Consider the following 25,454-nt stretch of genomic DNA (forward strand, 5'->3'; position numbering starts at 1 on the left):
ACGCACGTGGTCGCAGAGGGCGTATGGCGTGAGCTCACGCACTCACACGCGGATAGGTTGCGCGCATCTGGATAGGTTATTCGCTTGCGGATAGGTTATTAACCTATCCGGATGTTCACAACCTATCCACATCGTCGTTTCCTATCCACATCGTCGTTTCCTATCCACATAGGCACACTCCTGCGAACACACTGCGGGCCCCGAGGAGAACCCTCGGGGCCCGCAGGCGTGGCGCTAGGACGCTCGGCTAGTTTCTTCGGCCGCCATTGTTGTTGCCGCCGTTGTTGTTGCCGCCGTTGCCGTTGTTGGAACCATTGCCGTTGTTGGAACCGTTGCCGTTGTTCCCGTTTCCGTTATTGGACCCGTTCCCATTGCCGTTATTGCCGTTCCCGTTGTTACCGTTCTCCGAACCCTCGGTGGGCTCGGCGGACGGGGTCTCCGTCGGGGTAGGCGTCTCTGTGGGCTGCGGAGCGGACTGCGGGGCCTCGCTCGTCGCGCTCGGCACGGGCGTGGGCGCGTTGTTCTGCACCTTGCGGTTGGACGCAACCTTCCACGTGAAGTCGTCGCCCGACAGGTTCGCAGTCGCGGGCTTCATGTAGTCGATCCACACGTCCACGGGCCAGTCGCCGCCATGGAACTGGTCCAGGCCACCCACGTCGTCCAGCGGCACCGAGTTGCCCGCGTCGTCGGACTGGTACATCGACACGGCCGTGACCATGCCGGGCACGAAGCCCACGAACTGCGCGGAGAGCTGGTCGGAGGAGGTACCGGTCTTGCCCGCAGTCGTCAGTCGCGGAATCGAGGCGTCGACGCGGCTGGCCGTACCATCACCGCTCGTGACGGCCTCGAGGGCCGGCATGATGGAGGAAACTTCCTCGACCTCGAACACGCGCTTGGGGGCCACGTCCCCGCTGTAGAGCAGCTTGTTGTTCGAGTCCTCGACCTTCTTGACGATGTGGGCGGTGACGCGCTCGCCACCGTTCGCGATCGTCGAGTAGGCGGTCGTCAGGTCGATGTTGTGCGGCGAGGAGGGGCCCAGCACGTTGAGCAGCTCCTCGTTCAGGCCCACCGTGTCCTCGGGAATACCCGCGTCGATGGCCGCCTTCAGCGTGTTCTCCGGCTCCACGTCGTCATTGAGGCCCACGAACACCGTGTTCATCGAGTAGGCGGTCGCCTTCACGAGGGTGACGTTGCCGAAGGAGTAGCCGCCGTCGTTGGTGACGGGGGTGCCCATGCCTCGGAAGTACTGGGGAGACTTGCCCGAGTAGGTGTCGTAGACGCTGCCACCCACGCGCGCGTTCGCGAGGAGAGCGAAGGGCTTGAAGGACGAGCCGGCCATCGCGATGTCCTGCGTGACGGCGTTCTGCTGGCGCTTCTCGAAATCCGCACCCGCATACTCAGCGAGGATCTCGCCCGTGGCCGGGTCCATAGAGGAGAGGGCGACGTGCTGGTACGTGGGATCCCAACCGTCGACATCGTTCATGCCCTCGGCGGCGGCAACGGCCTGATCCTGGTGTTCCTTGACGATCGTCGAGGTGATGCGCAGGCCACCCTGGCTGATCTTGTCCTCGTCGAACTGGCCGGAGGCGATGAGTTCCGACTTGACCTGAGCCATCAGGTAGCCCGTCGTGCCACTCATCGACTCACTGTTGAGGGTGTCGGGGTCAATCGTCTCGGGGAAGACCGCGGAGTCGTGCTGCGCCTGAGTAATCCAGCCGTCCTCCAGCATGAGGTTCAGGTCGCGCTCCCAGCGCTCCTTCGCCTTGTCGGGGTTGACGGCGGGGTCCCACGCGGAGGGCGCGGGGATGACGGCCGCGAGGAGCGCCGACTCGGACAGAGTGAGCTGGTCCGCGCCGTGGCCGAAGTAGGCCTGGGCAGCGGCGTCGATGCCGTACGCGCCACGACCGAAGTAGATCGTGTTCATGTAGGCACCAATGACCTCGTCCTTGGACTTCTCACGGTTGATCTTGATCGCCAGGACGGCTTCCTTGAGCTTGCCCGTATAAGACGTGGTTTCACCCATGTAGTAACGCTCCACGTACTGCTGGGTGAGGGTCGATCCGCCCTGGCGAGCACCGCCACGCAGGTTGTTCACGAGCGCGCGGAAAATGCCCTTCAGGTCGACGCCATTGTTCGTGTAGAACGTGCGGTCCTCGGAGGCGACGATCGTCTTGGGCACATAGTCGGGCAGCTTCGTCGTATCGATGATCTGACGATTGATCTCACCCAGGGTGCCCATCTCGGTCGTGCCATCGGCGTAGTAGACGGTCGTCTTCTGCGCGAGGGCCAGATCGTCCGGCGCGGGCACCGTCAGCGTGTTGTAGAGGTACAGGAACACGGCCATGCCAGCAATGAACACGCCCAGGAAGATGGTCAGAATTCCAAACCCGATGCGCTTGGCCCACCGGAATTTCTTCTTCGCGGGGCCCTTCTTACCGGCCGACGAGGCCGTGGCGGCCTTCTTGGAAGCACGCGACGAAGCGGCGGCGCGCGTCGCGCGACGCGAGGGCAGGGCGTCGCGGTGCGACGCGCCCGAGCCGCCGGGCTCGATGATGTCGTTCCAGTCGGACCGTCCGTTGTTAGTAGCCACGTATTCGCCCTTTCAGCGGATTGTTATGTTCCTAGCCTAACGGTGTTTCCTGAAAGAACCCCAAAGTATGGTCCGCAACACAGCGGGTGGGTGCGTCCATCGCGCACCCACCCGCTGCTAGAGAACCTTCCGTCTCTTCAGGTCAGGACCACTGTTCCTCGGGACGACCCGGCACCGCCCACAGCGTGTGGAAGACGCCCTCCTTGTCGACCCGGTGGTAGGTGTGGGAGCCGAAGAAGTCGCGCTGACCCTGGATGAGGGCGGCCGGTAGGCGCGTCGCGCGAATCTGGTCGAAGTAGGCCAGGGACGAGGCGAACACGGGGATCGGAACGCCTGCGAGGGCCGCCTGGGCCACGACGCGGCGCAGCGCGGGCGTGCACTCCTGGAAGCGGGTCGCGAATGGCTCGGCGGCCAGCAGCAGCGGCAGGTCGGGGTCGGCCTCGTAGGCGCGAGTGATGTCGTCGAGGAAGGCCGCGCGGATGATGCAGCCCGCGCGCCAGATGCGAGCCAGGGCGCCCTTGTCGATGCCCCACTCGTACTCGGCAGCACCAGCCTCGATCTCGTCGAAGCCCTGCGAGTAGGCGACGATCTTGGAGGCGAAGAGCGCCTGGCGAACATCCTCGATGAACGCGACCCGGGCCTCGTCCGACTCGATGACGAGCGCGGTGGCGTTGCCCGCGAGCGCCTGGCCGGCCGCGCGCTGGGCGGGCTCGGAGGATGCGCCGCGCGCGAAGGTGGCCTCGCCGATCGCGGTGACGGGGACGGCCAGGTCGAGGGCGGTCTGCACCGTCCACTTGCCGGTGCCCTTCTGCGAGGCGGCGTCCACGATGAGGTCGACGAGGGGCTTGCCCGTCTCGGCGTCCACCTGGCGCAGGACCTCGGCGGTGATCTCCATGAGGTAGGAGTTGAGCTCACCCTCGTTCCAGGCGGCAAAAATGTCGGCGATTTCGGCAGGGGTGGCACCCAGGCCCTCGCGCAGGAGGGTGTAGGCCTCGGCGATGACCTGCATGTCCGCGTACTCGATGCCGTTGTGCACCATCTTCACGAAGTGGCCGGCGCCGTTCGCGCCAATGTAGGTGCAGCAGGGCACGCCGTCGTAGGTGGCGGCGATGGCCTCGAACATGGGGCCGAGGCGGTCGTACGAGGCCGGGGTGCCGCCGGGCATGATGGAGGGACCCCACAGGGCGCCCTCCTCGCCGCCGGAGACGCCCGCGCCCACGAAGTGCAGGCCGCGCTCGGCCGCCCACTTCTCACGGCGGATCGTGTCGGTGAACAGGGAGTTACCGCAGTCGACGATGATGTCGCCCTCGTCCATAACAGCGGCGAGCTGCTCCATGACGGCGTCCGTCGAGGGGCCGGCCTGGACCATCATGATGGCGACGCGCGGGGTGCGCAGGGAGGCGATGAAGTCCTCGAGCGTGGACGCGGGGACGAAGGTCGCCTCGTCGCCGTGGCGGGCCATGAGCTTCTCGGTGCGAGCCTGGGTCCTGTTGAAGACGGCGGTCGCGTAGCCGTTGCGGGCCAGGTTACGGGCGAGGTTTGCGCCCATGACTCCCAGGCCGTACACGCCGATGTCGGCCGATGCCTTCTCGGGGGTGAACGTGCTCATGCGATAACTCTCCTCACAAATAGTCGAATTATTCCCAGAGTACGGCGGTGGCCCCGGCAGTGCACCGCGCGCGGGCGTGACGATTGTCGCCCCTTGTGCGGTCTCAATGCCCGGTCTCAGTTCTCCTGGGCTTCGCGGGCGGCCTTCGCGGCGGCCTTGCGGGCCTTCTTTTCCGCGACCTTGGCCTCCCAGTGGGCCTGCTGGGCCTGGTACTCCTGCGCCAGGGCGCGCACGTCGTCCGATGCCCACCAGTCGAGAAGCGCCTGACGGGCGGCCTCCTCGCCCAGCGGCCCGCGCTCCATGCGCAGCTCGAGCAGGTAGTCGCGAGCGATCTTCACGGCGCGCGAGGGGCGCAGCCCGAGGATCTCCATGATCTGGTCGCCGTCGAGGTCGGGGCGGATCGCGTCGAGCTCCTCCTGCTCGCGCAGGGCGGCGATGCGCGCCTCGAGGTCGTCGTAGGCGGCGGACAGGTAGTTGGCCTTGCGGCGGTTGCGGGTCGTGCAGTCGGCGCGGGTGAGGCGGTGGAGGCGTTCGAGGAGGTCGCCCGCGTCGGCCACGTAGCGGCGCACCGCGGAGTCGGACCAGGCGGCCTCGCCGTAGCCGTGGAAGCGCAGGTGCAGCGCGACCAGGGTGGTCACGGCCTCGGTCGTGGCTTTGTCGAAGTGCAGGGCCTTCATGCGCTTGCGCGTCATCTTCGCGCCCACGATCTCGTGGTGGTGGAAGGACACGGTGCCGTTCTTTTCGAAGCGGCGGGTCGCCGGCTTGCCGACGTCGTGCATGAGGGCGGCGAAACGCAGGATGAAGTCGGGGGCGGGAACCGGGCCGTCCGGGCCGGTCTCCAGGTCCATCGCCTGCTCGACGACGGTGAGGGTGTGCTCGTAGACGTCCTTGTGGCGCTTGTGCTCGTCCACGGTGGAGACGAGGGCGGCGACCTCGGGCAGGACGATGTCGGCGACGCCCGTGTGGACCATCAGCTCGATGCCGCGACGCGGGTAGGGCGAGATGATGAGGCGCTCGAGTTCGGCGCGGATGCGCTCGGCGGAGACGATTTCGAGGCGCGAGGCCATGGTTTCCATCGCGTTCATGACGTCCATGTCGACATCGAGGCCCAGCTGGGCGCTAAAGCGCGCGGCGCGCATGATGCGCAGCGGATCGTCGTCGAAGGACTGCTCGGCGGACACGGGGGTGCGCAGGTTGCCGTCCGCGAGGTCCGCGAGGCCGCCGCAGGGGTCGACGAGGGCCATCTGCGGCAGGCGCATCGCCATCGCGTTGACCGTGAAGTCGCGACGCGTCAGGTCGCCCTCGAGCGTGTCGCCGAAAGTCACCTCGGGCTTGCGCGAACCGATCTCGTACTCGTCGGTGCGGTAGGTCGTCACCTCGACGATCAGGTCGCCGCGGCGCCCTCCGATCGTGCCGAACTCCTTGCCGATGTCCCAGGTCGCGTTGCCCCACGTCGCCAGGAGCTCCTCGGTGCGCTCGGGGCGCGCGGAGGTCGTCATGTCGAAGTCGTGCGGAGTCACGCCCAGGAACGCGTCGCGCACGGGCCCGCCGACGAGCGCGAGCTCCTCCCCGGCCTCGTGAAAAATCGTGCCGAGTTCCATAATCGCGGGCGGGAGCGCGGCGAAGGTCCTCGTGGCGTTCGCCATGAGGGTAGGAATGTCCGTCGTTCCGGCGTTTTGCGCGGTCACGGGGCCGTTATTCGGAGAAGCTGACTGGGTACTCATCGCTCTTAAGCATGCCAGGAAAGGGCCCTGGCCGACTACCGGGGGCCGCGTACCGGCTAAAGTGGAGTTATGCCTGCACGTCCAGTTGACCGCCGAGGCGGGGTACCCAGACCCCCGCGTCGGTCCGCTTCTGTGCGCGCTGGCCGCTCTCATCTGCCGATTTCCGCGGAAACCAGCGCGGGCGGCATCGTCGTCGACGTGCGTGACGGAATTCCCTATGCGGCGTTGATCGCGCGGCGCAATCGGGCGGGCCGCATCGAGTGGTGCCTGCCCAAGGGCCACCTCGAGGGTTCTGAGACTCCTCAGCAGGCCGCGCTGCGCGAGGTCGCCGAGGAAACAGGCATCCACGGGCGCATCATCCGCCACCTCGCGTCGATCGACTACTGGTTCTCCGGCAACGACCGCCGTGTCCACAAGGTCGTCCACCACTACCTGATGGGGTACGAGTCCGGCACGATCACCGTCGACGGGGATCCGGATCACGAGGCCGAGGAGGCCGCGTGGGTGCCGCTGCGCGACGTGTCGCGCCAGCTCGCCTACCCCAACGAGCGTCGCATCGTGCGCATCGCCCTGGACCTGCTGTATCGGGATGGCCGTGACTAGGCGCGCGCTGCGGGTGGCCGCCGCGTGCGCGGCGATGGCTCTTCCTTTCGGCCTCGGACTGCACGAGGCCGGGGCCGCCCCCCTGCCCACGGTGACCTCTTCTCAGTCCGACGCGTCGCGCCCCGCAGTGATGGGCGCGGCGGCCGAGGCATCCGGTCTCGTCATCTCGATTAACTCGCTCTCCCCTCGCATCCTGACGAGCGAGAACGAAGTGGTCGTGTCCGGCACGGTTCACAACGATTCGCCGACCACTCTCGCGAATATCTCCCTCGAGGTGTTCGTCGCCAACGAGACACCGATCTCGGTGGCCGCGCTCACGACGGCGCTCACCGAGGACGAACCCGACGCCACGCACGCCGCGTCCTCCTCGCTCACCGACGTCGTCCGCGGTGCCACGGTCTCCTTCGAGATCCGCATCCCCACCTCTTCGCTCCCCCTGACCGACGCAACCGAGTGGGGACCGCGCGTCATCACAGTGGCCGCCAACTCCGGCGAGTACTCCGGCAAGGACCGCTCAATCCTCGTGTGGGACTCGGGCGCCCAGGTCTCTGCTTCGCGCGTCAACGCCGTGGTCCCCTGGACCTCGACGAGCGCCACCCAGGACCAGAGTGAGCGCTCCGCAGTCCTGAATCTGGCCGCCTCCCCGGGCGTCACCCTGGCCGTTGACCCGCTGCTCATCCCGCTCGGACCGCAGCCCACCGCCTCGCCGAGCCCCTCGCCCGATTCCGATACCTCCGAGACCCAATCGGGGCAATCCGGTCATCCCAGCACCCAATCGGGGCAATCGGGCGCAGCCACGGCCTCGCCGAGCCCGTCCTCCTCCCCCACCCCGACCCCCGCGCCCACGGCCACGGACCCCGCGCAGCGTGCGCGAGACCTCCAGTCCGAGGCCTTCGTGTCCGCCCTCATGGGGGCAGCAAACGAGCTCATCGCGCTCCCGGAGGGCGACGCCGACCTCGGTGCCCTCGCCCTGTCGGGCAACACGGGCTTCTGGGACCGCGCATCGCACTCGATCGCGAGCTTCCCCTCGTCCCTGCGCGAGGCCGGCTGGGTCGCCCCCACGCCCTCACCCGCCCCCTCACCCGCCCCCTCACCCACGGCCTCACCCGCGTCGCCCACCCCCTCACCCTCCGCGAGCGCCACGGAAACCCCCAGCGCCTCAGCGTCATCATCCCCATCCGGGCAGAGCGGCACGACGACGACCGCACCAGACGCGGGCCCCACGATCCTGCGCAACGTCGCATGGCCCGCCGACACGACTTTTGGCACGTCATTCCTGTCGAACTATGCCTCGACCGACCAGATCACGATCGCTCCGGCCTCGGCGCTTACCCCCGCCGAAGAAGTCACCTTCACCTCCTACGCGCGCGTGAACGTCAACCCCGCCACCGGAGAGACCTCGACGGACGGAACGGGCGCGCGCACCCTCGCCCAGCAGGCCGACCTGGCCGCAATCCTGTCGTGGAACGCCTCCGGAGGCGACGAGCTCGACGCCGAGCAGGCCCTCACGGCGATCACGGCGATCATCGCGCGCGAACGCCCTTCCTCGTCGCGCACTCTCTTTGCGGCGGCCGCGCGCGGCACGACCGTCAACGAGTCCCTCACCAAGCGTGTCAACGCCCTCTTCTCCCCGCGCTGGGTCTCCGCCCAGACTTTCAGCGACATCGCCGCCAGCGAGCCCACCGACGTTGAACGTCAGACCGTCGGCGCGGGCACGCTCGACGCGGACACGTCCACCGCGATCGAGGCCATGGCCTCGTCCCTGACCAGCCTCGTGCCTCTCGCGAAGGCCACGGACGATCCCGACGCCGTCTACGAATCGGTGACGCCCCAGATCCTGCCCTCCCTGGCCGCGCAGCTCACCCCCTCCGAACAGCTCGACTCGGCGACCGCGATGACGTCGCAGATCACGGGCATGCTCTCCGCGGTGACCGTCGAACCATCCTCGGCCGTCAACCTCATCAACAAGTCCGCGAACTTTCCCGTCCTCGTGCGCAACAACCTGCCGTGGCCGGTCCACGTCGACGTGACCCTCGTGCCCGACGACCCGCGTCTGCGCGCCACCCCGGCGCAGTACCAGACGCTGGCCGCGCAGGGGGCGACGACGGTTGAGGTGCCCGTGGGCGCGATCGGCAGCGGCGACATCGAGGTCACCTACAAGGTCACGACGCCGGACGGCCACATCCTGGACGACTCCCAGACCGTGACCGTGCGCATGCGCGCCGGGTGGGAGGACGCGATCACCGCCGTCATCGCCTCCCTCTTCGCAGCGCTCTTCCTGGTCGGCATCACCCGTTCGCTACGCAAGCGGGCCGCCCGCAAGACGCAGGGCGCGCCCAATGACGCCAGATCCCACGAGCCGCAGTCCCCGCCCGAGGCCAGCGACGACACGCTCTCCGACGAGGCCTCGGCACCCACAGACGACAACACCGAATCCGAGACAGCAACGACGACAACGACGACAACGACGAAGGAGACCCCATGAGCTCGAATACGCCTCGCCGATCGATCCTGAGGGCATCGGCGCTCATGGCGTCGGGCACCATGGTGTCGCGCATCCTCGGATTCATCCGTAACGCGATGCTGATCGCGGCAGTCGGCGCGACCGCCGGCGGTGTCGGTGCCGCGTTCCAGACGGCGAACACGCTGCCCAACACCGTGTTCAACCTGCTGGCATCCGGCATCTTCGACGCCGTCCTGGTCCCGCAGATCGTGGGGGCGATCAAGCGCCGCCACGACGGCGACACCTACGTCAACCGGCTGCTCACCCTCGCGGGAACACTCCTCTTCCTCGTGACCTTTGCGACGATGGTACTGGCCCCCGTGCTCGTCATGATCACGGCCGCCGGCTACACCGAGGACATCCGCAACCTCGCGATTTTGTTTGCGCTGCTGTGCCTGCCCCAGCTCTTCTTCTACGGCCTGTACAACCTGCTCGGCGAGCTACTCAACGCCCGCGAGATTTTCGGACCCTACATGTGGGCACCGGTTGTCAACAACGTCGTCGGCATCGCCGGCCTCGGCCTCTTCCTCGTGATCTGGGGCGGCGCACCCGACGGCGGCATCCCCGCGGGCGACCTGACAGGCGCGCAGTTCTGGGTCCTCGCGGGCTCAGCGACCCTGGGCGTCATCTGCCAGGCGCTGTGCCTGCTGTGGCCGATGCGTCGCGCGGGCGTGTCCTTCAAGCCGGACTTCCACTTCCGCGGAACGTCCTTTGGCTCGATGCCGCGCGTGGCCGGATGGACGTTCGCGACCCTGGGTGTTTCCCAAGTCGGCGTCCTGTCGACGAACAACCTGGCGGCCATGGCCGACGGCTTCATCGGCCATGGCGGCGCGCAGGGCGGCGTCGTCGGCATCCTGGCCTACTCGACGGCCTTCATGATCTTCATGGTCCCGCAGTCGCTCATCACGGTGTCCCTGACGACCGCGATCTTCACCCGCATGGCCGGTGCCGTGGCCGACGGCGACGACCGGGCGGTGGCCGACAGCTACCACCTGGGCGTGCGCACGATCACGTCGCTGACCCTCGTCGCAGCAGCCATGCTCATGGCCGGATCCGTCCCCATGATGGAGATCGCGATGGCCGCCAAGGGCGGAGATCCCGAGGCCGTCACCGGCTACGCCCTCGTCCTGGCCTCGCTGATGCCCGGCGTCGCGTCGACCGGCATGGTCCTCATGAGCCAGCGCGTCTTCTTCGCCTACGAGGACGTCAAGCCCGTGTTCCTCATGGGCATCGGTCCCACCATCATCCAGGTCATCGTCGGCTGGTCCATGTACGCCCTCACCGGCGCGCGCTGGTGGGTCGTCGCGGCCGCCCTCGGCGAGACCGCGTGCCGCCTCACGCAGGGCGTTATCGCCGTCGTGTGGGTTTCGCGTGAAAATAGCTTCGTGGATCGCGCGGGACTGCTGCGCTCCTACGTCTCCTACCTGGGCAGCGCGGTCGTCGCCGGCCTCGTCGGCTTCGGCGTCCTGTGGATCATGGGCATCCACACGGGCGTCTCCTCGACGCTGGGACGGATGGCGCTGGCGGGCGTCAAGCTCTCCGTCGTCTCGGCGGTGACCGGCCTCGTCTACCTGATCGTCCTACGCTTCGCGGCACCCCGCGAATCCGCTGCAATGATGCGCCCACTGCTCACGCGCCTGCACGTGCCCGCCGCTGTGGTGAACATCCTGGCAGCGTCTTCCACTGCGACCCCCGACCCAGCTGCGATAATGGCGGGACACACACCCGACCAGACGGAGGACCCGATGGCTCCCACGCCCGAACGCACCGGCGACGAGAAGAAACTGCCGTCGTTCGACGAGGTCGTCGCCGACTCGCCGATTCCCGCTCCCCCGGTGCCCCCCGCCTCGTCGAATGACGAATCGGTTGACGCTCCGCCCATTCCGACACCCGCCGAGGTCCCGGCATTCGGCCCCGCGACGCAGGCTCCCGTCGAGAATCCCGTCGTTGCCGAGGCCATCGCAGCGCCCGCTGTTGAGGCCATCGCCCAGGCGCAGGGCATCCCCCTGCCCGACGCGGACACGATCCCCGCACCGCAGACCGACCCCATTCCGGCCCCCGACGCGGACCCGGCCCCTGAGCCGGACGGCCGATCGATGGCCGAGTCCCTCGCAGAGCTGGGCGTCGAGCCCCTCACCGGTGCCACGGACAGCGCCGAGGTCGCCGCAGCAGCCTTCCCGCTCGCTCCCCCGCCACCCGCACCCGCGGCCAGCGGATACGAGCGCGAGAGCGAGATTAACCCCGAGGACTACCCGCACCCCGAACCCCTCACAGACGCGCCCGCCACGCACCAGATCCCCCGCGTGCAGCCGGCGGCCGAGGCCGCGATCCCCGCTCCCCCGGTCGATGATCCGACCGAGGTCATGGACTCTGTTCCGCCCATCCCAGCGGCTCCCGCACAGGCTGCCCCGGCCTCGTCCGGCGAGGACAACTCCAAGCCCGAGCGCTCCGCGAAGCTGATCGACCCGACGCGACCCGCCCTCATTTTCGGTGTCGTGCTGTTCCTGTTCGGCGCGATCTGGGGACCGTGGATGGCGACGCGACCGGTCACCAACCTGGATCTCGGCCAGTCGCTGCGCGACGGCGTGAACGCCCAGGAATCCGGCGCAGAACCCGCACCCGTCCTCACAACGACGCCTCCCCCGACCGAGTCCGTGACGCCCGTGATCTCCTCCGTGCAGGTCCTGTCGTGGAACAACGACGACGGCGACCACCCGGACCGCGCAATCAACATGATCGACTCGAACCCGTCCACGTCGTGGTCCTCGCGCTGGTTTGACACTAACCAGTTCCGCGACGAGACCTCCGTGACGATCGTCGTCAAGCTGCAGCAGAAGGCCACCGTGTCCTCGGTGACGCTCAACATGGATCCGGCCACCTCCGGCGGTGAGGTCGTCGTGCGTAACGTCACGGACCCGTCGAACCCGCGCGGTGGAACAGAACTGGCCACGTCGGCGTTGTCTCCGACGACCACGATTAAGCTCCCGACACCTGTCGAAACCGACTCGATCGCGCTGCAGTTCCGCTCGATGCCCAAGGGCCAGGACGGCCGCAACTGGGCGTGGATCTCCGAACTCACCGTTCAGTAACCCCTAAGGAGGGTACGCATGTCTTTCGTTGCGATTCCGGGCCTTGTGACGGCCGAACCCACCGAGGCCACCCCTAAGGCCGCCGAGGTGCAGATCCCGTCGGCCGAGGTGCCCGAGGGTGCCACCGTCCACGACGTCGTCATCGTCGGCTCGGGTCCCGCCGGCTACACGGCCGCGGTCTACACGGCCCGCGCGGGCCTCGCCCCCATCGTTCTGGCTGGCCAGCTGGCGGCGGGCGGCGCGCTCATGAACACGACCGAGGTCGAGAACTTCCCCGGCTTCCCCGAGGGTATCCAGGGCCCCGAGCTCATGGACAACATGCGCGAGCAGGCCGAGAAGTTCGGCGCGGACGTGCGCTACGAGGACGTCATCGCCGTCAACCTTGAGGGCGACGTGAAGGCCGTGGCGACCGAAGACGAGGTCTTCTACGCGCGCGCCGTCATCCTGGCCACCGGCTCGGAGTACCGTCACATGAATGTGCCCGGCGAGGAGGAGTTCTCCGGCCGCGGCGTCTCCTACTGCGCGACCTGCGACGGCTTCTTCTTCAAGGATCGTCGCCTGGCGGTCATCGGCGGCGGCGACTCCGCAATGGAGGAGGCGACCTTCCTGACGAACTTCGCGTCCGAGGTCGTCGTCGTGCACCGTCGCGACGCCCTGCGCGCCTCGCGCGTCATGGCTGAGCGCGCCCTGAACAACCCGAAGATCTCCTTCGAGTGGAACGCGACCGTCGCCGAGGTGCTCGGTGACGAGTCCGTGACCGGCCTGCGCCTGGCCTCCACGGTGGATGGCTCCACTCGCGAGATCGCCGTGGACGGCGTGTTTGTCGCGATCGGCCACCTGCCGCGCACGGGCTTCCTGCGTGGCCAGGTCGCCCTCGACGAGGCCGGCTACATCACGGTCGACGAGCCGTCGACGCGCACGTCCGTGGCGGGCGTGTTCGCGTGCGGTGACGCCGTGGATCACACGTACCGCCAGGCCATCACGGCCGCCGGTTCCGGCTGCCGCGCCGCCCTGGATGCGGAGCGCTGGCTGGCTTCTCTGGGCGACCAGGCGTGATCTCCTCCCCCGCTGCCCCCGGCGCTGCGAGCGCTGGCGTGCCCCGGCCTCGTACCTGTCCATGCGGGTCGGGAGCGCTGCTGGCGCAGTGCTGCGGGCCTTACCTGGATGGGGAGGCGGCTCCGACCGCCGAGGCGCTCATGCGGTCGCGTTACACGGCGTTCGCGCTGCGCGACGAGGACTACCTGTTCCGCACGTGGCACCCGCGCACGCGCCCCGCTCCCCCGTTCTGGGTGGAGGGGACGCAGTGGACGGGCCTGCGGATCCTGGGGGCCGAGGCCGGGGGTCCTTCCGACGAGGAGGGCACCGTCACCTTCGTGGCCTCGTGGCGTGATGTGGCCACCGGCGAAACCGGGCAGATGCGTGAGCGTTCGCGCTTCTCGCGGCGGGCTGGGCGCTGGGTGTACGAGTACGGCGCAAACGACTGACACTACGGTAGGATTTCACTATGATTGTTCGTCGATTCCTGACTCCCCCTCTCGTTATCGGGGTTCTCCTCGTCGCGGCTGTCGCCGTCGCTGGTGGGTTTATCACGAGCCCCCTGCCGATCGATACGACGGTCTGGAATGACTTCATTGCGTCGCGTACCCCGGCGATGAACACGTTCATGACGGGCGCGTCGTGGCTCTTCGATCCCAAGCGCGCCGTCATCGTGGCGGTGGCCGTAGCGGCCTTCGTGTGGTGGCTCGTCAAGAAGGTCATGCACGCCCTGTACATCCTGGGTTCCGTGGCCTTCTCGGGGATCAATGGCTACATCATCAAGCACATTGATTCGCGTCCGCGCCCGGAAGAGGCCTACCGGCTGATCACCGAGGATGGCTACTCGTTCCCGTCGGGTCATGCCACGGCGGTGACCGCACTGATCGTGTCGCTGGTCCTGGTGTTGACGATGACGCGCCTGGGTCGTCACCTCCGCTACCTGCTGTGGGCCGCCGCCCTCGTGTTCATCGTGTTCATCTGCGTGACGCGCCTGTACCTGGGCGTCCACTGGGTGACGGACGTGATTGGCGGTTTCGGCGTGGGACTGGGCTCGTCGATGATCTTGGCGCCGTTCATGATCGGGCCGAATGCCCTGAGGTTGTTCAGGTAGTTGTCGGAGCTTATTTGTTGCTGGGAGCGCCCGGGGCCACCGCCCCGGGCGCTTCTGCATGCGGATTGTTGGAGGCAGCGTGCGGGGTCGTGCGGGGCTCACACGCGGAGACAAGTTCGGACACAGATCGCCCGACGCCAGCCCATCTGGCCCACTGGCGAGACAAAATTCGCCCAGCACGAGCCGCGCGGGGCCGCTTCCGGTACAAAACTCTCCCCGCACGCCCGACCTCACCGCATGTTCGGTACAAAACTCTCCCTGCACGCCCGAAATGGCCCAATTTGGCGCATTCTACGCATGCAGGGAGAGTTTTATACCGTTCTCACCACCAAGAAGCCGGCAGGGAGAATTTTGTACCGAACGCGAGGCGGAGATCGAGCTAGGCGGCACAACAGCACACCAGGCGCCACCGGCGTGGAATGGAAGGCCCCCGGGGATCCGCAGGTACCCGCGCCGGTGCCGGTGGACGGCCTCAAGGCCTGGCGAGGCTTCGAGACGCGACACCGAGACCACCCCACACAAATTTCGCACATAATTTCCCACGGTCATTTTTCGAGACCACCCAAAAACATTGCAATTCCAACGATGCAAATTCAATGTTTGAACAAGCTGCAGGGGAATTACGTGCGGAATTGATGAGCGGCAGTAGAGCCCGGATAGGCAAAAGTCGCATGCAATTCCCCCACGGCACAAACCAACACAAGCTCAAAAACCGCAGAATATCAACGATTAGATTTCAATACTTGAAATACTCTCAGGGGAATTGCATGCGAAATTGATGATTGACAGCCACAACTGGGCCGCATACAGCAACCCAGGGCCAGGCCGCGGTGCCGGTGGGTGGCGGCAGGGCCTGGCCGCCACCACACAGACAATAAGCACCGCCCGATTGGAGGCCGCCGCGAGGCCTGCGGGGCCTGGCCGGGCATCGAGAAGACGCGCCGCCACGCACAGCACCGCAGGCACCACTGGTGTGGAGGGCGCCGGAGGGTCCGGAGGGCACGGGCGGGCTTCGAGATCGACCACTCCGAGCCTTCAGGCTCGCGTGTGGCGATCTCGCGGGCGGCCGGGCCCGACGGCGCCCGGAACACCAGCGGCGCCACAAGCACCAGCCACACGAACACCCGGGCACGCCAAAGGGGCGGGTACCGAAGTACCCGCCCCTCACTCAGCCACTGCCTCGTCGAGGCTCAGGCCGAATGACCGTCAGCCCTGGCGGCGGCGACGCATCCACAGGAGGAGGCCTCCCGCGGCCGCGGCGCCCAGGCCGGCGCCACCGACCAGGCCGTCGAAGCCGGTGCGTGCAAGACGCTGCTTCAGGCTCGGCTCCACGGCCGGGGCGTCGGGCGCGACGTAACCGAAGTTCACGCCGGTGACCAACTGGTTCTCGAAGCCGATCGTGATCTCACCGGACATGGAGTCGGCGATGCCGTCCGGGTCCTCGGTCTGGTCGAGGCCAGCGAGGTCGCCGTCCGGGTGGACCTTGACGCGGTAGGTGCCGGCGGGCAGCTTCTCGAAGGAGTACTTGCCGTCCCGGTCGGTCGTCGTGGTAGCCACGACGTTTCCGGAGGCATCGAGCAGGTCGACCGTCACGCCGGAGAAGGTCTCTTCACCGTCGGTGTAGGAGCCGGACTTGTCGAAGTCGCGGTAGACGCGACCGGCGATCGAGTAGTCCGGAACGTAGCCGAAGTTGACCTTCTCCTGCAGGGAGTTCTCCGGGCCCATCGTGTACACCGCGGAGGTGTCGTCGATGGTGGCGTCGGGGTCCTCGGTCTGGTCGTAGTCCTTGATGGACGAGGGGCGCACGACCTTGACGGTGTACTTGCCGTCGGGCAGGTGCTGGAAGGCGTAGTTGCCGTCCGCGTCGGTGTCGAGCGTCTGGATGACGTTGCCGTCCTCGTCGAGGAGCTGGACGCTCACGCGCTCGAGGCCGGGCTCGTCACCGTCGATCATCTTGTCGCGGTTGTCGTCGCGGTAGACGGTTCCCTTGATGGTGTTGTTCGGGACGTAGCCGAAGTCGACGTCGCCCTTGGTGGGGGTCTTCTCATCGAGGGTGATCGGCTCGGACGCGTTGTCCAGCTTGTTGTCGGGGTCGCCGGTCTGGTCGGTGTCGGCCAGGGCGCCGTCCTTGACGACCTTGACGGAGTACGTGCCGTCGGGCAGGTGCTCGAAGGAGTACTTGCCGTCCTTGTCGGTCGTCGTGGTGGCCACGACGTTTCCGGAGGCGTCGAGGAGCTGGACCGTCACGCCGGAGTAGCGTCCCTCGTTGTCGCCCTTCTTTCCGTCGCGGTCACCGTCGCGGTAGATGGTGCCGTTGATGGAGTTGTTGGCGATGTATCCGAAGTTGACGTCCGTGCGGGTGCGGTGGTCGTTGCTCAGCGAGATGACGCCGGAGGCGCTGTCCTTGGTACCGTCCGGGTCCTCGGTCTGGTCGAGGTCGGTGAGGGCACCGTCCTTGACGACCTTGACGGTGTAGTCGCCGGCGGGCAGCTTGGAGAAGGAGTAGGCACCGTTCGCGTCCGTCGTGGTGGTCGCAACGACCTTGCCGTCCTTGTCGCGCAGCTCGACGGTCTGGTTGGCGTAGCCCTTCTCGCCCGCGCCATGCGTCTCGTTGCGGTCACCGTCGCGGTAGACGAGGCCGTGGATGGAGTAGTCCGGCACGTAACCGAAATCGATGTGGTCCTTGGTGGGGTTGTCCTCACCCAGGGTCACCGGCTCGGAGGCACCATCCTTCGTAGCATCCGGGTCCTCGGTCTGCTCGGTGTCGGCGAGCTCGCCGCCCTTGACGACCTTGACGGAGTAGGTGCCGTCGGGCAGCTTGGAGAAGGAGTACTTGCCATTCGCGTCGGTCGTCGTGGTGGCGATGACCTGCCCATCCTTGTCGAGGAGCTGGACGGTGACGCCGGAGTATCCGGGCTCGGTGCCGTCCTGGTCGCCGTTGCGCGAGTCATCGCGGTAGACGGTGCCCGACAGGGAGTTGTTGTTCACGTAGCCGAAGTTGACGTCCGTCTTGGACGGGTTGTCGTTGTTCAGCGTGATGGGCTCGGAGGCGTTGTCCTTCGTGGCGTCCGGGTCACCGGTCTGCTCGAGGCCGGCGATGGGGCCATCCTGAACGACCTTGATGGAGTAGGTGCCCGCGGGGAGCTTGTCGAAGGAGTAGGTGCCGTTCGCGTCGGTCGTGGTCGTGGCGACGACGTTGCCGTCGGCGTCAACGAGGTTGACCGTTACGCCCTCGTAGAGCTTCTCGTCCGTGTCGAGCGCGCCGGAGCGGTTGCCGTCGCGGTAGATCGTTCCCTTGATGAAGTAGTCGGGCACGTAGCCGAAGTTGACGTTCTTCTTCGTGGGGTTGTCCTCGTTCAGGACGATGAGCTCGGAGGCGCTGTCCTTGGTGCCGTCCGGATCCTCGGTCTGCTCGAGGTCGGTCAGGGCTCCGTCCTTGACGACCTTAACGGAGTAGGTGCCGTCGGGCAGGTTGTCGAAGGAGTAGTTGCCGTTCGCGTCGGTCGTGGTGGTCGCGATGACCTGGCCGTCCTTGTCGAGGAGCTGGACCGTCTGCTCGGGGTAGCCGGCCTCGCCCCCATTGTGGGAGTTGGAGCGGTTGTCGTCGCGGTAGACCGTGCCGGAGATCGAGTTGTTCGAGATGTACCCGAAGTTGACGTTCTCCTTGATCGGATCGTTCAGCTCGAGGGTGATGTCACCGGAGGTGTTGTCCTTGGTGCCATCGGGGTCCTCAGTCTGGACGAGGTCGGCGATGGGGCCTTCCTTGCGGACACGCACCTTGTAGGTGCCTTCCTCGAGGTTGGTAAAGGCGTAGGCGCCGTGAGCGTCGGTGGTCGTGGTGGCCACGACGTGACCGGAGGCGTCGAGGAGGTCGACGGTCACGCCCTGGTAGAGCTTCTCGCCGTCCTCGAGGGTCTCGGAGCGGTCGGCGTCACGGTAGACGGTGCCCTTGATCGTGTAGTTCGTGGCGTAACCGAAGTTCACGTTCTTCACGGAGGGGTTGTCGTGGTTGACCTCGACAACACCGGAGGTGTTGTCCTTGGTGCCGTCCGGGTCCTCGGTCTGCTCGAGCTTCTTGAGCAGGTCGGAGGGCTCCACCTTCACCGTGTACTTGCCGGCGGGCAGCTTGGCGAAGGAGTACGTGCCGTCCGCCTTCGTCGTGGTCGTCGCGACGACCTGGCCATCCTCGCCGAGCAGCTTCACGGTGATGCCGTCGAAGCCGGGCTCGGAGTTGTTGAGGGTCTCGGAGCGGTCCTTGTCGTAGTACACGGTGCCAGAGACCGTGTAGTCCTCGGCGTAGCCGAAATTGACGTTGATGACATCCGGATCGGAGCGGGTAAACGTGATGGCCCGCGAACGGGAGTCTGCCTGACCGGAGGGATCCTCGGTCTGCTCGGTGTCGGCGAGCGGGCCGGTCTTGTCGACCTGGACGGTGTAGGTGCCGTCGCTCAGCCCGGTGAAGGAGTAGTTGCCGTCCGCGTCGGTCGTCGTGGTGGCCACGACGTTGCCGGAGGGGTCAACCAGCTTCACGGTGACACCGGACAGGTCAATGTCGCCCGTGTTCTTCGTCTTGTCTCGGTTCTGGTCGAGGTAGACGGCGCCGGAGATCGCGTGCTTCTTGACGTAGCCGAAGTTGACGTTCTCCTGGACGGGGTGGTCGGCGTTCAGGGTGATCGCGCCGGAGGCGTTGTCCTTCGTGCCGTCCGGGTCCTCGGTCTGGTCGAGGTTGGCCAGCTCGCCAGCCTTGGTGACCTTAACCGTGTAGGTCCCGGGGTCGAGGCCGGTGAAGGAGTAGTTGCCGTCCGCATCGGTCGTCGTGGTGGCCACGACGCTACCGTCGGTGCCGATCAGCTGGACCGTGATGTCCTTGAAGGGCTCCTCGCCGTTGTTGTACGAGGAGGACTCGTTCGCGTCGTAGTACACCTTGCCGGAGACGCGGTGCTTGACGGAGATGGACGCCGTCGAGGAGTTGTTGCCGGGCACGAGGTCGTACCCGGGCGGGTTCGCGAAGGAAGCCGTGTTGTTCAGGGTCTTGCCTTCGGTGCCCGCATTCAGCGTGACGGTCACGAAGAGCGAGGCGTATTCGCCGGCGAGCATATCGCCCATGGCCCACGTGGTGCCGTCGAAGGTGCCGGCCTCGTCAGTTCCCTGACATTCCTGGGGCAGGCCGCTCGTGTAGCCCGAGGTGCACTTGTGCGTCTCGGCGGACACGAAGGTCGTGCCTGCGGGGAAGGCTTCCTTAACCTTGAGGTCGGGGGCCTTGCCCTGGCCGATGTTGCCGGCGTCGATGCGGTAGGTGACCTGGTCACCGGGCTTCAGGTTGGACGCGTCGGAGACGACGGTCTTGTTGAGCGCGACGTCGAGCGCGAGGGCGATGGCGACCTTGATCGGCTCGGCGGGCAGGATGGCGCGGTTGTTCGAGGCCTGGGTGGCCGCGATGGCGACGGACTCGTAGGCGATGCCGGTCGCGTTATCGGGGGCCTTGATGGGCGCGATGACCGGGATCGAGGCGCCGGCCTTGATCGGGGTGGCCTTGCCGTTGATGTAGATGCGGTAGGACTTCACGTCGGCCCACGAGGCCGGGGTGGCGGTCCAGTTGTTGTCACATCCAGCGGGGCCGGCTGCCATGGCGTCGCCCTGGTTCATGACTTCGCCGCGGCAGGGGTTGAAGGAGGTGGAGTACTCGATGGTGACCTGCGAGGGGTCGATGCCCGAGCCTGTGCCAACCTGGAGGGGGCCGGTGAGGATGGGTTCCCACTCGGAGCCGCGGGGATCAGAGCCCTGGATGGCGGTGTCGTTCACGTGGGGCAGGATGCCGTACACGGTCATGTCGGACAGGTCCGCGTTACCGGAGTTGGTGGGGGTGATGCGGTACTGGCCGTCTTCACCCTGGCGGATGACGGACACGCCGTCGGTGTACTTCTTGTAGGTCGAGCCTTCGATGGAGCCGAGGCTTTCGAGGACGACGTCGGCACCGGCCTGCTCGGAGACCGTGAAGGTCGAGGAGACGGGGCAGACCTGGTCGGTGGTCTTGCCGTCACCGTTGACGTCGTAGGTGTCGTCGGTGGAGCCGTAGAAGCAGATGGTCGTCGTCTTGGAGGTCAGCGCGTACTCGGGCTCGGCCGCGGAGATGTAGGCCTCGTTCCTGTGCGTGCCGGCGCTCATCGAAGAACCGACCTTGCCTCGCAGCTGGATGGTGGTGCCACCCTTGGTCTGGTAGCCGGGCCACGTGACCTGGACGAGCTGGCGGGTGCAGCCGGTGGCGTCGGTGACGTCGCGGACCGTGACGGTCTTGTCCTTGCCGGAGGGGCCGCCCGTGACGGAGCCCTCGACGAAGGTCATGCCACAGGGCAGCAGGTCGGAGATGACGGGCTGGGAGTCGACGATAGTCGAGGTGTTGTTCGCGGTGACGCTGAACGTGACCTCGGAGCCGGGCGACGCCAGGTTGCCCCTGATGGTGGACTTGGCGTTGTAGTACTTGGGCAGCGCGGTGCCCAGCGTGAGGATGTCGCAGTAGTCGTCGGCGGGGATCTGGATGGATCGGGAGCCGTCGAGGGACTTCATGGACCAGTCGGAGACACAGTTCTGGACGCGCACGTACTGGTCGGACTTACCGGCCTTCCATGCGGCGGAGTTGGTGTCGGCCTGGACGTAGGTGGTGCCGTCCTCGGTCGTGGGGGTGCCTGCGCCGACCGGGCCGGCGACGTTGAGGATCGAGGACTCACCGGCGGGGATCGTCTGCTTGTAGTGGAAGACGGTCAGGTACTCGTCGGCGGCAAAGGAGGAGAAGTCGAATGCCTTGCCGCGGTAGATGGTCTGAGTACCGGTGTTGCCCTTGTTGGTCCAGTAGGTGATTTCGATGGGCGTCGTGGTCTGGGTGTCCATCGTCTTGACGCGCATGAGGGGCTTGGAGCAGTCCTTGGAGCCGTCGGTCGGGGACACGAGGCCACAGGTCATGTAGTCGGTGTACTCCATGACGACCGGGACGTTGGAGGTGTTGGAGTAGCTGTACAGCCAGTTGCCCTGCTTGCCGCGCTCGAACTGGCTCATGGCGCGCTTGTTGAAGCCGCCGCCGTAGCGGACTTCGCTGTCGAAGCGGTGCGTGAAGGAGGCGTCGGCGGTGACAACGTTTGTCTCGTTGTGCATTTCCGAGCCGGTGAGCTTCGCGGTGTTGGTGACGGTGTCCTCCGTGCAGGTGTCGTCGTAGTGGACGGTGACGGACAGGACGATGTTCATGAACGCGGGGTTGACGTCACCGACGTTCCAGGTGACGGTGTGGGTCGCGGCGTCGTAGGAGCTTTCGACGGTCGCGGCCGTGTTCGTCTTAGTGTTACCCGAGGCCGAGGAGGACACGTACGTCGCGCACTGCGGCAGCGGGTCGGTGATGACGACGTCGGTCATGTTGGACTTGCCGTTGAGGCCGTCCACGTTGGTGTCGTACTTCGGCGTGATCTGGTACGTCACGTCGACGTTCTTGGGGGTAGCAACCGGGCCGGTCTTGCTCAGGAGAGGCGTCGGCTCGGACTTGATCGTCACGGTCGCCTGCGAGGTTTGCTTGCTCTCGCCGGAGGTGAAGGTTGCGACCGGGGTGACGGTCGAGCCGCCGGGGGTCACTCCGCGCGGGGCGGTGAAGGTCAGGACCGTCTGGAACGAGGAGCCGGCGGCGACGGTTCCGAGGTTGTAGGTGACGAGGCCGTCGGCATTAGCGGTCGGCGCCGTGATCGTGGGGGTAACGACCTTCTTGCCGGCGGTGGCCGTGGCGTTGACGCCTTCGGGGGCCGAGTCGAGGTTCGAGTTACCCGCGGGCGTCACGGTGTGGGGCAGTGTGATGGTAACGAGCGAGTCGAGGCAGTCCTCCGTGGTGGAGGCGCACGAGAACTCGACGACGTAGCGCTGCTCGACCCCGGAGAGGTACGAGGTCGTATCGGGATTGATTGCGAGCTTGAGCGTCGGCGCTGCCGCATAGGTGGGCAGCGTCGTGACGCCAATCATGACGAGGGCGGTCGTGACGAGCATGGCAAGCAGCTGGGCTGGCTTGGATGCCTTCGACCACATGTGATTGATGTGCACAGACTTCTCCTGAGTGTGCGAAAACAGCATATTCCGCGCCAATTCTACGGGTTTCACAGCAAGTGTGAAGGAGGTATTTGCTGAGGTCAGGAGCCCTCTCACTTCCCTCTGTCAGGTCAGTTTTTATGCAGTGAGGTCAGCGTGGCAAACAACCGTCCACACGGTTTATACACAACTGTGCACAAGGCTGTGGAAAAACAGCGGTCATGACGACGGCTAATAGGCCACTTTGCAGCTCTGTGGACAACGGCCTCGTCGTTATCCCACGAATAACCAGGTGGTCGGACAAATCGTTTTCGACTGCACAATCGGGCCCCATCAGGACCTTCGCCCCATACGGATTGATGAAACTCACAAACAAAAAACCCGCAACCATCAGGTTGCGGGTAAAACGTGGAGCTAACGGGACTCGAACCCGTAACCCCCTGCTTGCAAAGCAGGTGCGCTACCAATTGCGCCATAGCCCCGTTGGAGGAACTCAGTCCTCCACGGTGTCCGTCACGGACGTCCACAGGTCAGCATTGTCGGAAAGATCAACGAGAATTTGTCGAACGACGATGCCTACGGCCACGACGGATCCGACAGCCACACAACAGGTGACCCATTTCTTCATAATGATCCTCCGCTTTCGCTCGCCTGCGGATGGTGGGCCTAGGTGGGCTCGAACCACCGACCTCAGTCTTATCAGGACTGCGCTCTAACCTACTGAGCTATAGGCCCAACCGGCACCCTTTCGGGCACTCGGATATAGTACACAGCACAGGGCCATCCGGCAAAATCGAGAGTTCGTGACGTCGAACACGACGAGTTTTCACCGCTCTCACAGGAAGGAATAAGCGCGTCGTGGCAACGATCCTTGACTACGTTCGCCAGGCTCACTCGCCGCTTCAGGCGGACCTCTCCCCCGCCGACGCCCTCGCCCTGACCTGCCTGGTCTACGTGGATTTCCACGCGCTGCCCGGGCCTCGTTCCCCGCGCGGCTGCCTGCTCCGGGAGGTCGCCCAGGCCTCGTCCATCCCTTCTCTGTATCGCTATTCATCACCGACGCACGCGGATCGTCAGCTGCTCGAGGCGGCCGGCTGCAGCGCACGATTCGGGGGGCTCCGCGTGCGCGATGCGGTCACGCGGTTGGGTACGCACCCACTCGCTCAGTTCGGCGCCGCCACCTTCATCGACGAGGCCGGGACCACCTACGTGGTCTTCCGCGGCACGGATGCGAGCGCGGTGGGGTGGGCGGAGGATGCCCGCTTTGTTCTCGATTTTCCGACTGATTCGCAGCAGTGGGCCGCCAACTACCTCGCGTATGCGGCGTCGCGCGCTGCGGGACCGATCGTCGTGGTCGGGCATTCGAAGGGCGCGAACCTCGCGCTGTATGCGGCTGCTACAACCACTCCCCCGATTGTGGACGGCGTCTATGCGTTCGATCCACTTGGTTTCCCTGGTCCTGTCATCGACGGCGGGTTTTTTCGCGGCATCAATGGGCGTATGCGTATCTACGTGACGGCAGGCTCGTGGGTGAGCCCGCTGCTTCCCTTGCCCGCGCCGACGACGGTCGTGGCATCTGGGTGGCCTGGTCCTTTGAGTCATAACCCCTATGCGTGGTGCCTGGACGGCGCCTCCTTGGAGCTGGATGGGCGTCAGCCATCACGGTCGGGCCGCGTGTTGCGGAGTGTTCTTCGCGCATTGCTTCAGACCCGCCCGACGCGGATTGGCACCATCTAGCGACGCCGCTCCCACAGGTGGCCACTTGGGCCGTTTGTCGCGCACGTTCACCCGCTAATCCGCACATGGGTCCGCTCATGCGCACGTTAACCCGACAGGCGGTGGCCTAGGCGGGCTGCCCACCATGCCACCAATAGGGTTTAGCTGCGCATGAGCGGGTTAAGGCTGCCAGTGGTGGGGCCTAGCTGCCACCAGCGCCCCTCATGATCACTCCCACGGCGACGAATCCAGCCCTCACGACGCGACTCGGCCCCATTCGGGTCCCACCAATGCGCACGTGGGCCCCTTCATGCGCACGTTAACCCGCTCATGCGAGCCTGGGCGACCCCGCCCACGCGCTAAGTTGCAGGTTCACGTGCGATAGAGCGGGTGACCGCTCGCAAAAGCGGGTTCACGTACGAACAACGCACCACCGCCAGACACTGGTGCGCCCAAAACGCAGACCATCTCGCCCACAACACCCCATTTTCAACGTCTTTCACCGAGGTGGTCTGCGATTTGGGCGCCATACCACCTCGAACAGCGGCCGCGCCGTCACCAATCGGGGGGAATTGCACGACACGGGGGTCCGACACGCCGACGACACGCCGCAGAAGGGCGTCATGTAGTGCAAAACCCCCATCGCAGCCAGCCCGAAGTGCGCCGCGTCGCCTCCAAGACCGGCGCAGGGCCGCTTGGCGCGAAAAAACTCGCCCAGCACGGCCCCTACGGCGGCTCTTCCGCGAAAAAACTCGCCCAGCACGCGCAAAAACGCCGAATTTGGGGTGTTGTGAGCGCGCGGGGCGAACTTTTTCGCGCTTTCACGATCTAACAGCGACGCAGGGCAACTTTTTCGCGCGTGCAGACGTAGGCCCTCCAGTGCACTACCCATCAGCGACCTGACCCCACTGGTGTGGAGGGTGCCAGCGGACCCGAAGAGCCCAGCCGCAGTGCCCGTGAGCAGCGCCAGGGCGCTGCCATAGCCCGCCAACTGGCTCGAGGACTACGCCTGGGCACGACACTATTCACTCAACAAGAACCACGCCGCGCCACTTCGGTACAAAACTCTCCCAGCACGAGCTGCACGGCCCCACTTCCGGTATAAAACTCTCCCCGCACGCCCCCTCTCGCCGCATTTCCGGTATAAAACTCTCCCAGCACAACCGAAATGGCCCAATTTGGCGCAATCTACGCATGCAGGGAGAGTTTTGTACCGCTTTCACCACCAAGAAGCCGAGCAGGGAGAATTTTGTACCGAACACGAGGCAGAGTTGGGGCTAGCCACGACACCACAACTGGCACCACAAGTGCGGAAGGAACCGGAGCAACCACAGGACCGAGATGCAGCACCCGCGGGCGGCGGCAGGGCCAGCATGGGTTGGCAGGGCCAGCATGGGTTGGCAGGACCACCGCCACACA

At 66.1% G+C, this 25,454-nt stretch carries 12 protein-coding genes and 2 tRNA genes; 7 read left to right on the forward strand and 7 right to left on the reverse strand.

Annotation, left to right across the window (positions count from 1 at the left end; genetic code table 11):
- Window positions 1-247: 247 nt before the first annotated feature.
- From O3656_RS08880 to O3656_RS08890, 3 genes are all read right to left on the reverse strand, one after another.
- A complete protein-coding gene (locus O3656_RS08880) occupies window positions 248-2,590 on the reverse strand; it encodes a transglycosylase domain-containing protein (RefSeq protein ID WP_500063641.1) in 2,343 nt (780 codons plus the stop codon).
- Window positions 2,591-2,732: 142 nt separating this feature from the next.
- Entirely contained in the window at window positions 2,733-4,199 is a 1,467-nt protein-coding gene (gnd, locus tag O3656_RS08885) for an NADP-dependent phosphogluconate dehydrogenase (protein WP_500063642.1), read from the reverse strand.
- A gap of 116 nt (window positions 4,200-4,315) precedes the next feature.
- A complete protein-coding gene (locus tag O3656_RS08890; protein WP_500063650.1) occupies window positions 4,316-5,845 on the reverse strand; it encodes a CCA tRNA nucleotidyltransferase in 1,530 nt (509 codons plus the stop codon).
- Window positions 5,846-6,055: 210 nt separating this feature from the next.
- Between O3656_RS08890 and O3656_RS08895 the strand changes: the two genes are divergently transcribed.
- The 6 genes from O3656_RS08895 to O3656_RS08920 are packed head-to-tail and all read left to right on the forward strand — an operon-like array spanning window position 6,056 to window position 14,264.
- Entirely contained in the window at window positions 6,056-6,526 is a 471-nt protein-coding gene (locus O3656_RS08895; RefSeq protein WP_048677501.1) for an NUDIX domain-containing protein, read from the forward strand.
- Window positions 6,513-9,011: a DUF6049 family protein gene (locus tag O3656_RS08900; protein WP_500063644.1), complete on the forward strand. Its 2,499-nt coding sequence runs from the start codon at window positions 6,513-6,515 to the stop codon at window positions 9,009-9,011. The genes O3656_RS08895 and O3656_RS08900 overlap by 14 nt, the downstream gene beginning before the upstream one ends.
- On the forward strand, window positions 9,008-12,118 hold the full coding sequence (locus O3656_RS08905; protein ID WP_500063645.1) for a lipid II flippase MurJ: 3,111 nt from the start codon (window positions 9,008-9,010) through the stop codon (window positions 12,116-12,118). Before O3656_RS08900 ends, O3656_RS08905 begins: the two co-directional genes overlap by 4 nt.
- Before the next feature lie 18 nt (window positions 12,119-12,136).
- Window positions 12,137-13,174: a thioredoxin-disulfide reductase gene (gene trxB / locus O3656_RS08910; RefSeq protein ID WP_500063646.1), complete on the forward strand. Its 1,038-nt coding sequence runs from the start codon at window positions 12,137-12,139 to the stop codon at window positions 13,172-13,174.
- Complete coding sequence (locus O3656_RS08915) at window positions 13,171-13,602, forward strand: YchJ family protein (protein ID WP_500063647.1); 432 nt, start codon at window positions 13,171-13,173, stop codon at window positions 13,600-13,602. Before trxB ends, O3656_RS08915 begins: the two co-directional genes overlap by 4 nt.
- 20 nt (window positions 13,603-13,622) lie before the next feature.
- Window positions 13,623-14,264 carry a phosphatase PAP2 family protein gene (locus O3656_RS08920; RefSeq protein ID WP_500063648.1) on the forward strand — a complete coding sequence of 214 codons (642 nt, stop codon included), beginning with the start codon at window positions 13,623-13,625 and terminating at the stop codon, window positions 14,262-14,264.
- Window positions 14,265-15,470: 1,206 nt separating this feature from the next.
- Here O3656_RS08920 and O3656_RS08925 read toward each other — a convergent pair.
- The 4 genes from O3656_RS08925 to O3656_RS08940 form a co-directional block, all read right to left on the reverse strand.
- The gene (locus O3656_RS08925) at window positions 15,471-22,319 is read right to left on the reverse strand and encodes an SdrD B-like domain-containing protein (RefSeq protein ID WP_500063651.1); all 6,849 of its coding nucleotides are present in this window, start codon (window positions 22,317-22,319) and stop codon (window positions 15,471-15,473) included.
- Window positions 22,320-22,728: 409 nt separating this feature from the next.
- A tRNA-Ala gene (locus O3656_RS08930) sits at window positions 22,729-22,801 on the reverse strand.
- An 11-nt stretch (window positions 22,802-22,812) separates the two neighbouring features.
- Entirely contained in the window at window positions 22,813-22,947 is a 135-nt protein-coding gene (locus tag O3656_RS08935; RefSeq protein ID WP_285098988.1) for a DLW-39 family protein, read from the reverse strand.
- A gap of 30 nt (window positions 22,948-22,977) precedes the next feature.
- Window positions 22,978-23,054, reverse strand: a tRNA-Ile gene (locus O3656_RS08940).
- Between the two features lie 123 nt (window positions 23,055-23,177).
- Between O3656_RS08940 and O3656_RS08945 the strand changes: the two genes are divergently transcribed.
- Window positions 23,178-24,056, forward strand: coding sequence for an Mbeg1-like protein (locus tag O3656_RS08945; protein WP_500063649.1), 879 nt, complete (start codon window positions 23,178-23,180; stop codon window positions 24,054-24,056).
- Window positions 24,057-25,454 lie beyond the last annotated feature (1,398 nt).

This window comes from Pauljensenia sp. 27098_8_83, from assembly GCF_041432695.1.
Lineage (GTDB): Bacteria > Actinomycetota > Actinomycetes > Actinomycetales > Actinomycetaceae > Pauljensenia.

Excerpts from the sequence above, each read along its gene's own strand:
- O3656_RS08890 (WP_500063650.1), bottom strand. The coding sequence starts at position 5,845 with ATGGCGAACGCCACGAGGACCTTCGCCGCGCTCCCGCCCGCGATTATG.
- gnd (WP_500063642.1), bottom strand. The coding sequence starts at position 4,199 with ATGAGCACGTTCACCCCCGAGAAGGCATCGGCCGACATCGGCGTGTAC.
- O3656_RS08935 (WP_285098988.1), bottom strand. The coding sequence starts at position 22,947 with ATGAAGAAATGGGTCACCTGTTGTGTGGCTGTCGGATCCGTCGTGGCC.
- O3656_RS08900 (WP_500063644.1), top strand. The coding sequence starts at position 6,513 with ATGGCCGTGACTAGGCGCGCGCTGCGGGTGGCCGCCGCGTGCGCGGCG.
- O3656_RS08905 (WP_500063645.1), top strand. The coding sequence starts at position 9,008 with ATGAGCTCGAATACGCCTCGCCGATCGATCCTGAGGGCATCGGCGCTC.
- trxB (WP_500063646.1), top strand. The coding sequence starts at position 12,137 with ATGTCTTTCGTTGCGATTCCGGGCCTTGTGACGGCCGAACCCACCGAG.
- O3656_RS08920 (WP_500063648.1), top strand. The coding sequence starts at position 13,623 with ATGATTGTTCGTCGATTCCTGACTCCCCCTCTCGTTATCGGGGTTCTC.
- O3656_RS08925 (WP_500063651.1), bottom strand. The coding sequence starts at position 22,319 with ATGTGGTCGAAGGCATCCAAGCCAGCCCAGCTGCTTGCCATGCTCGTC.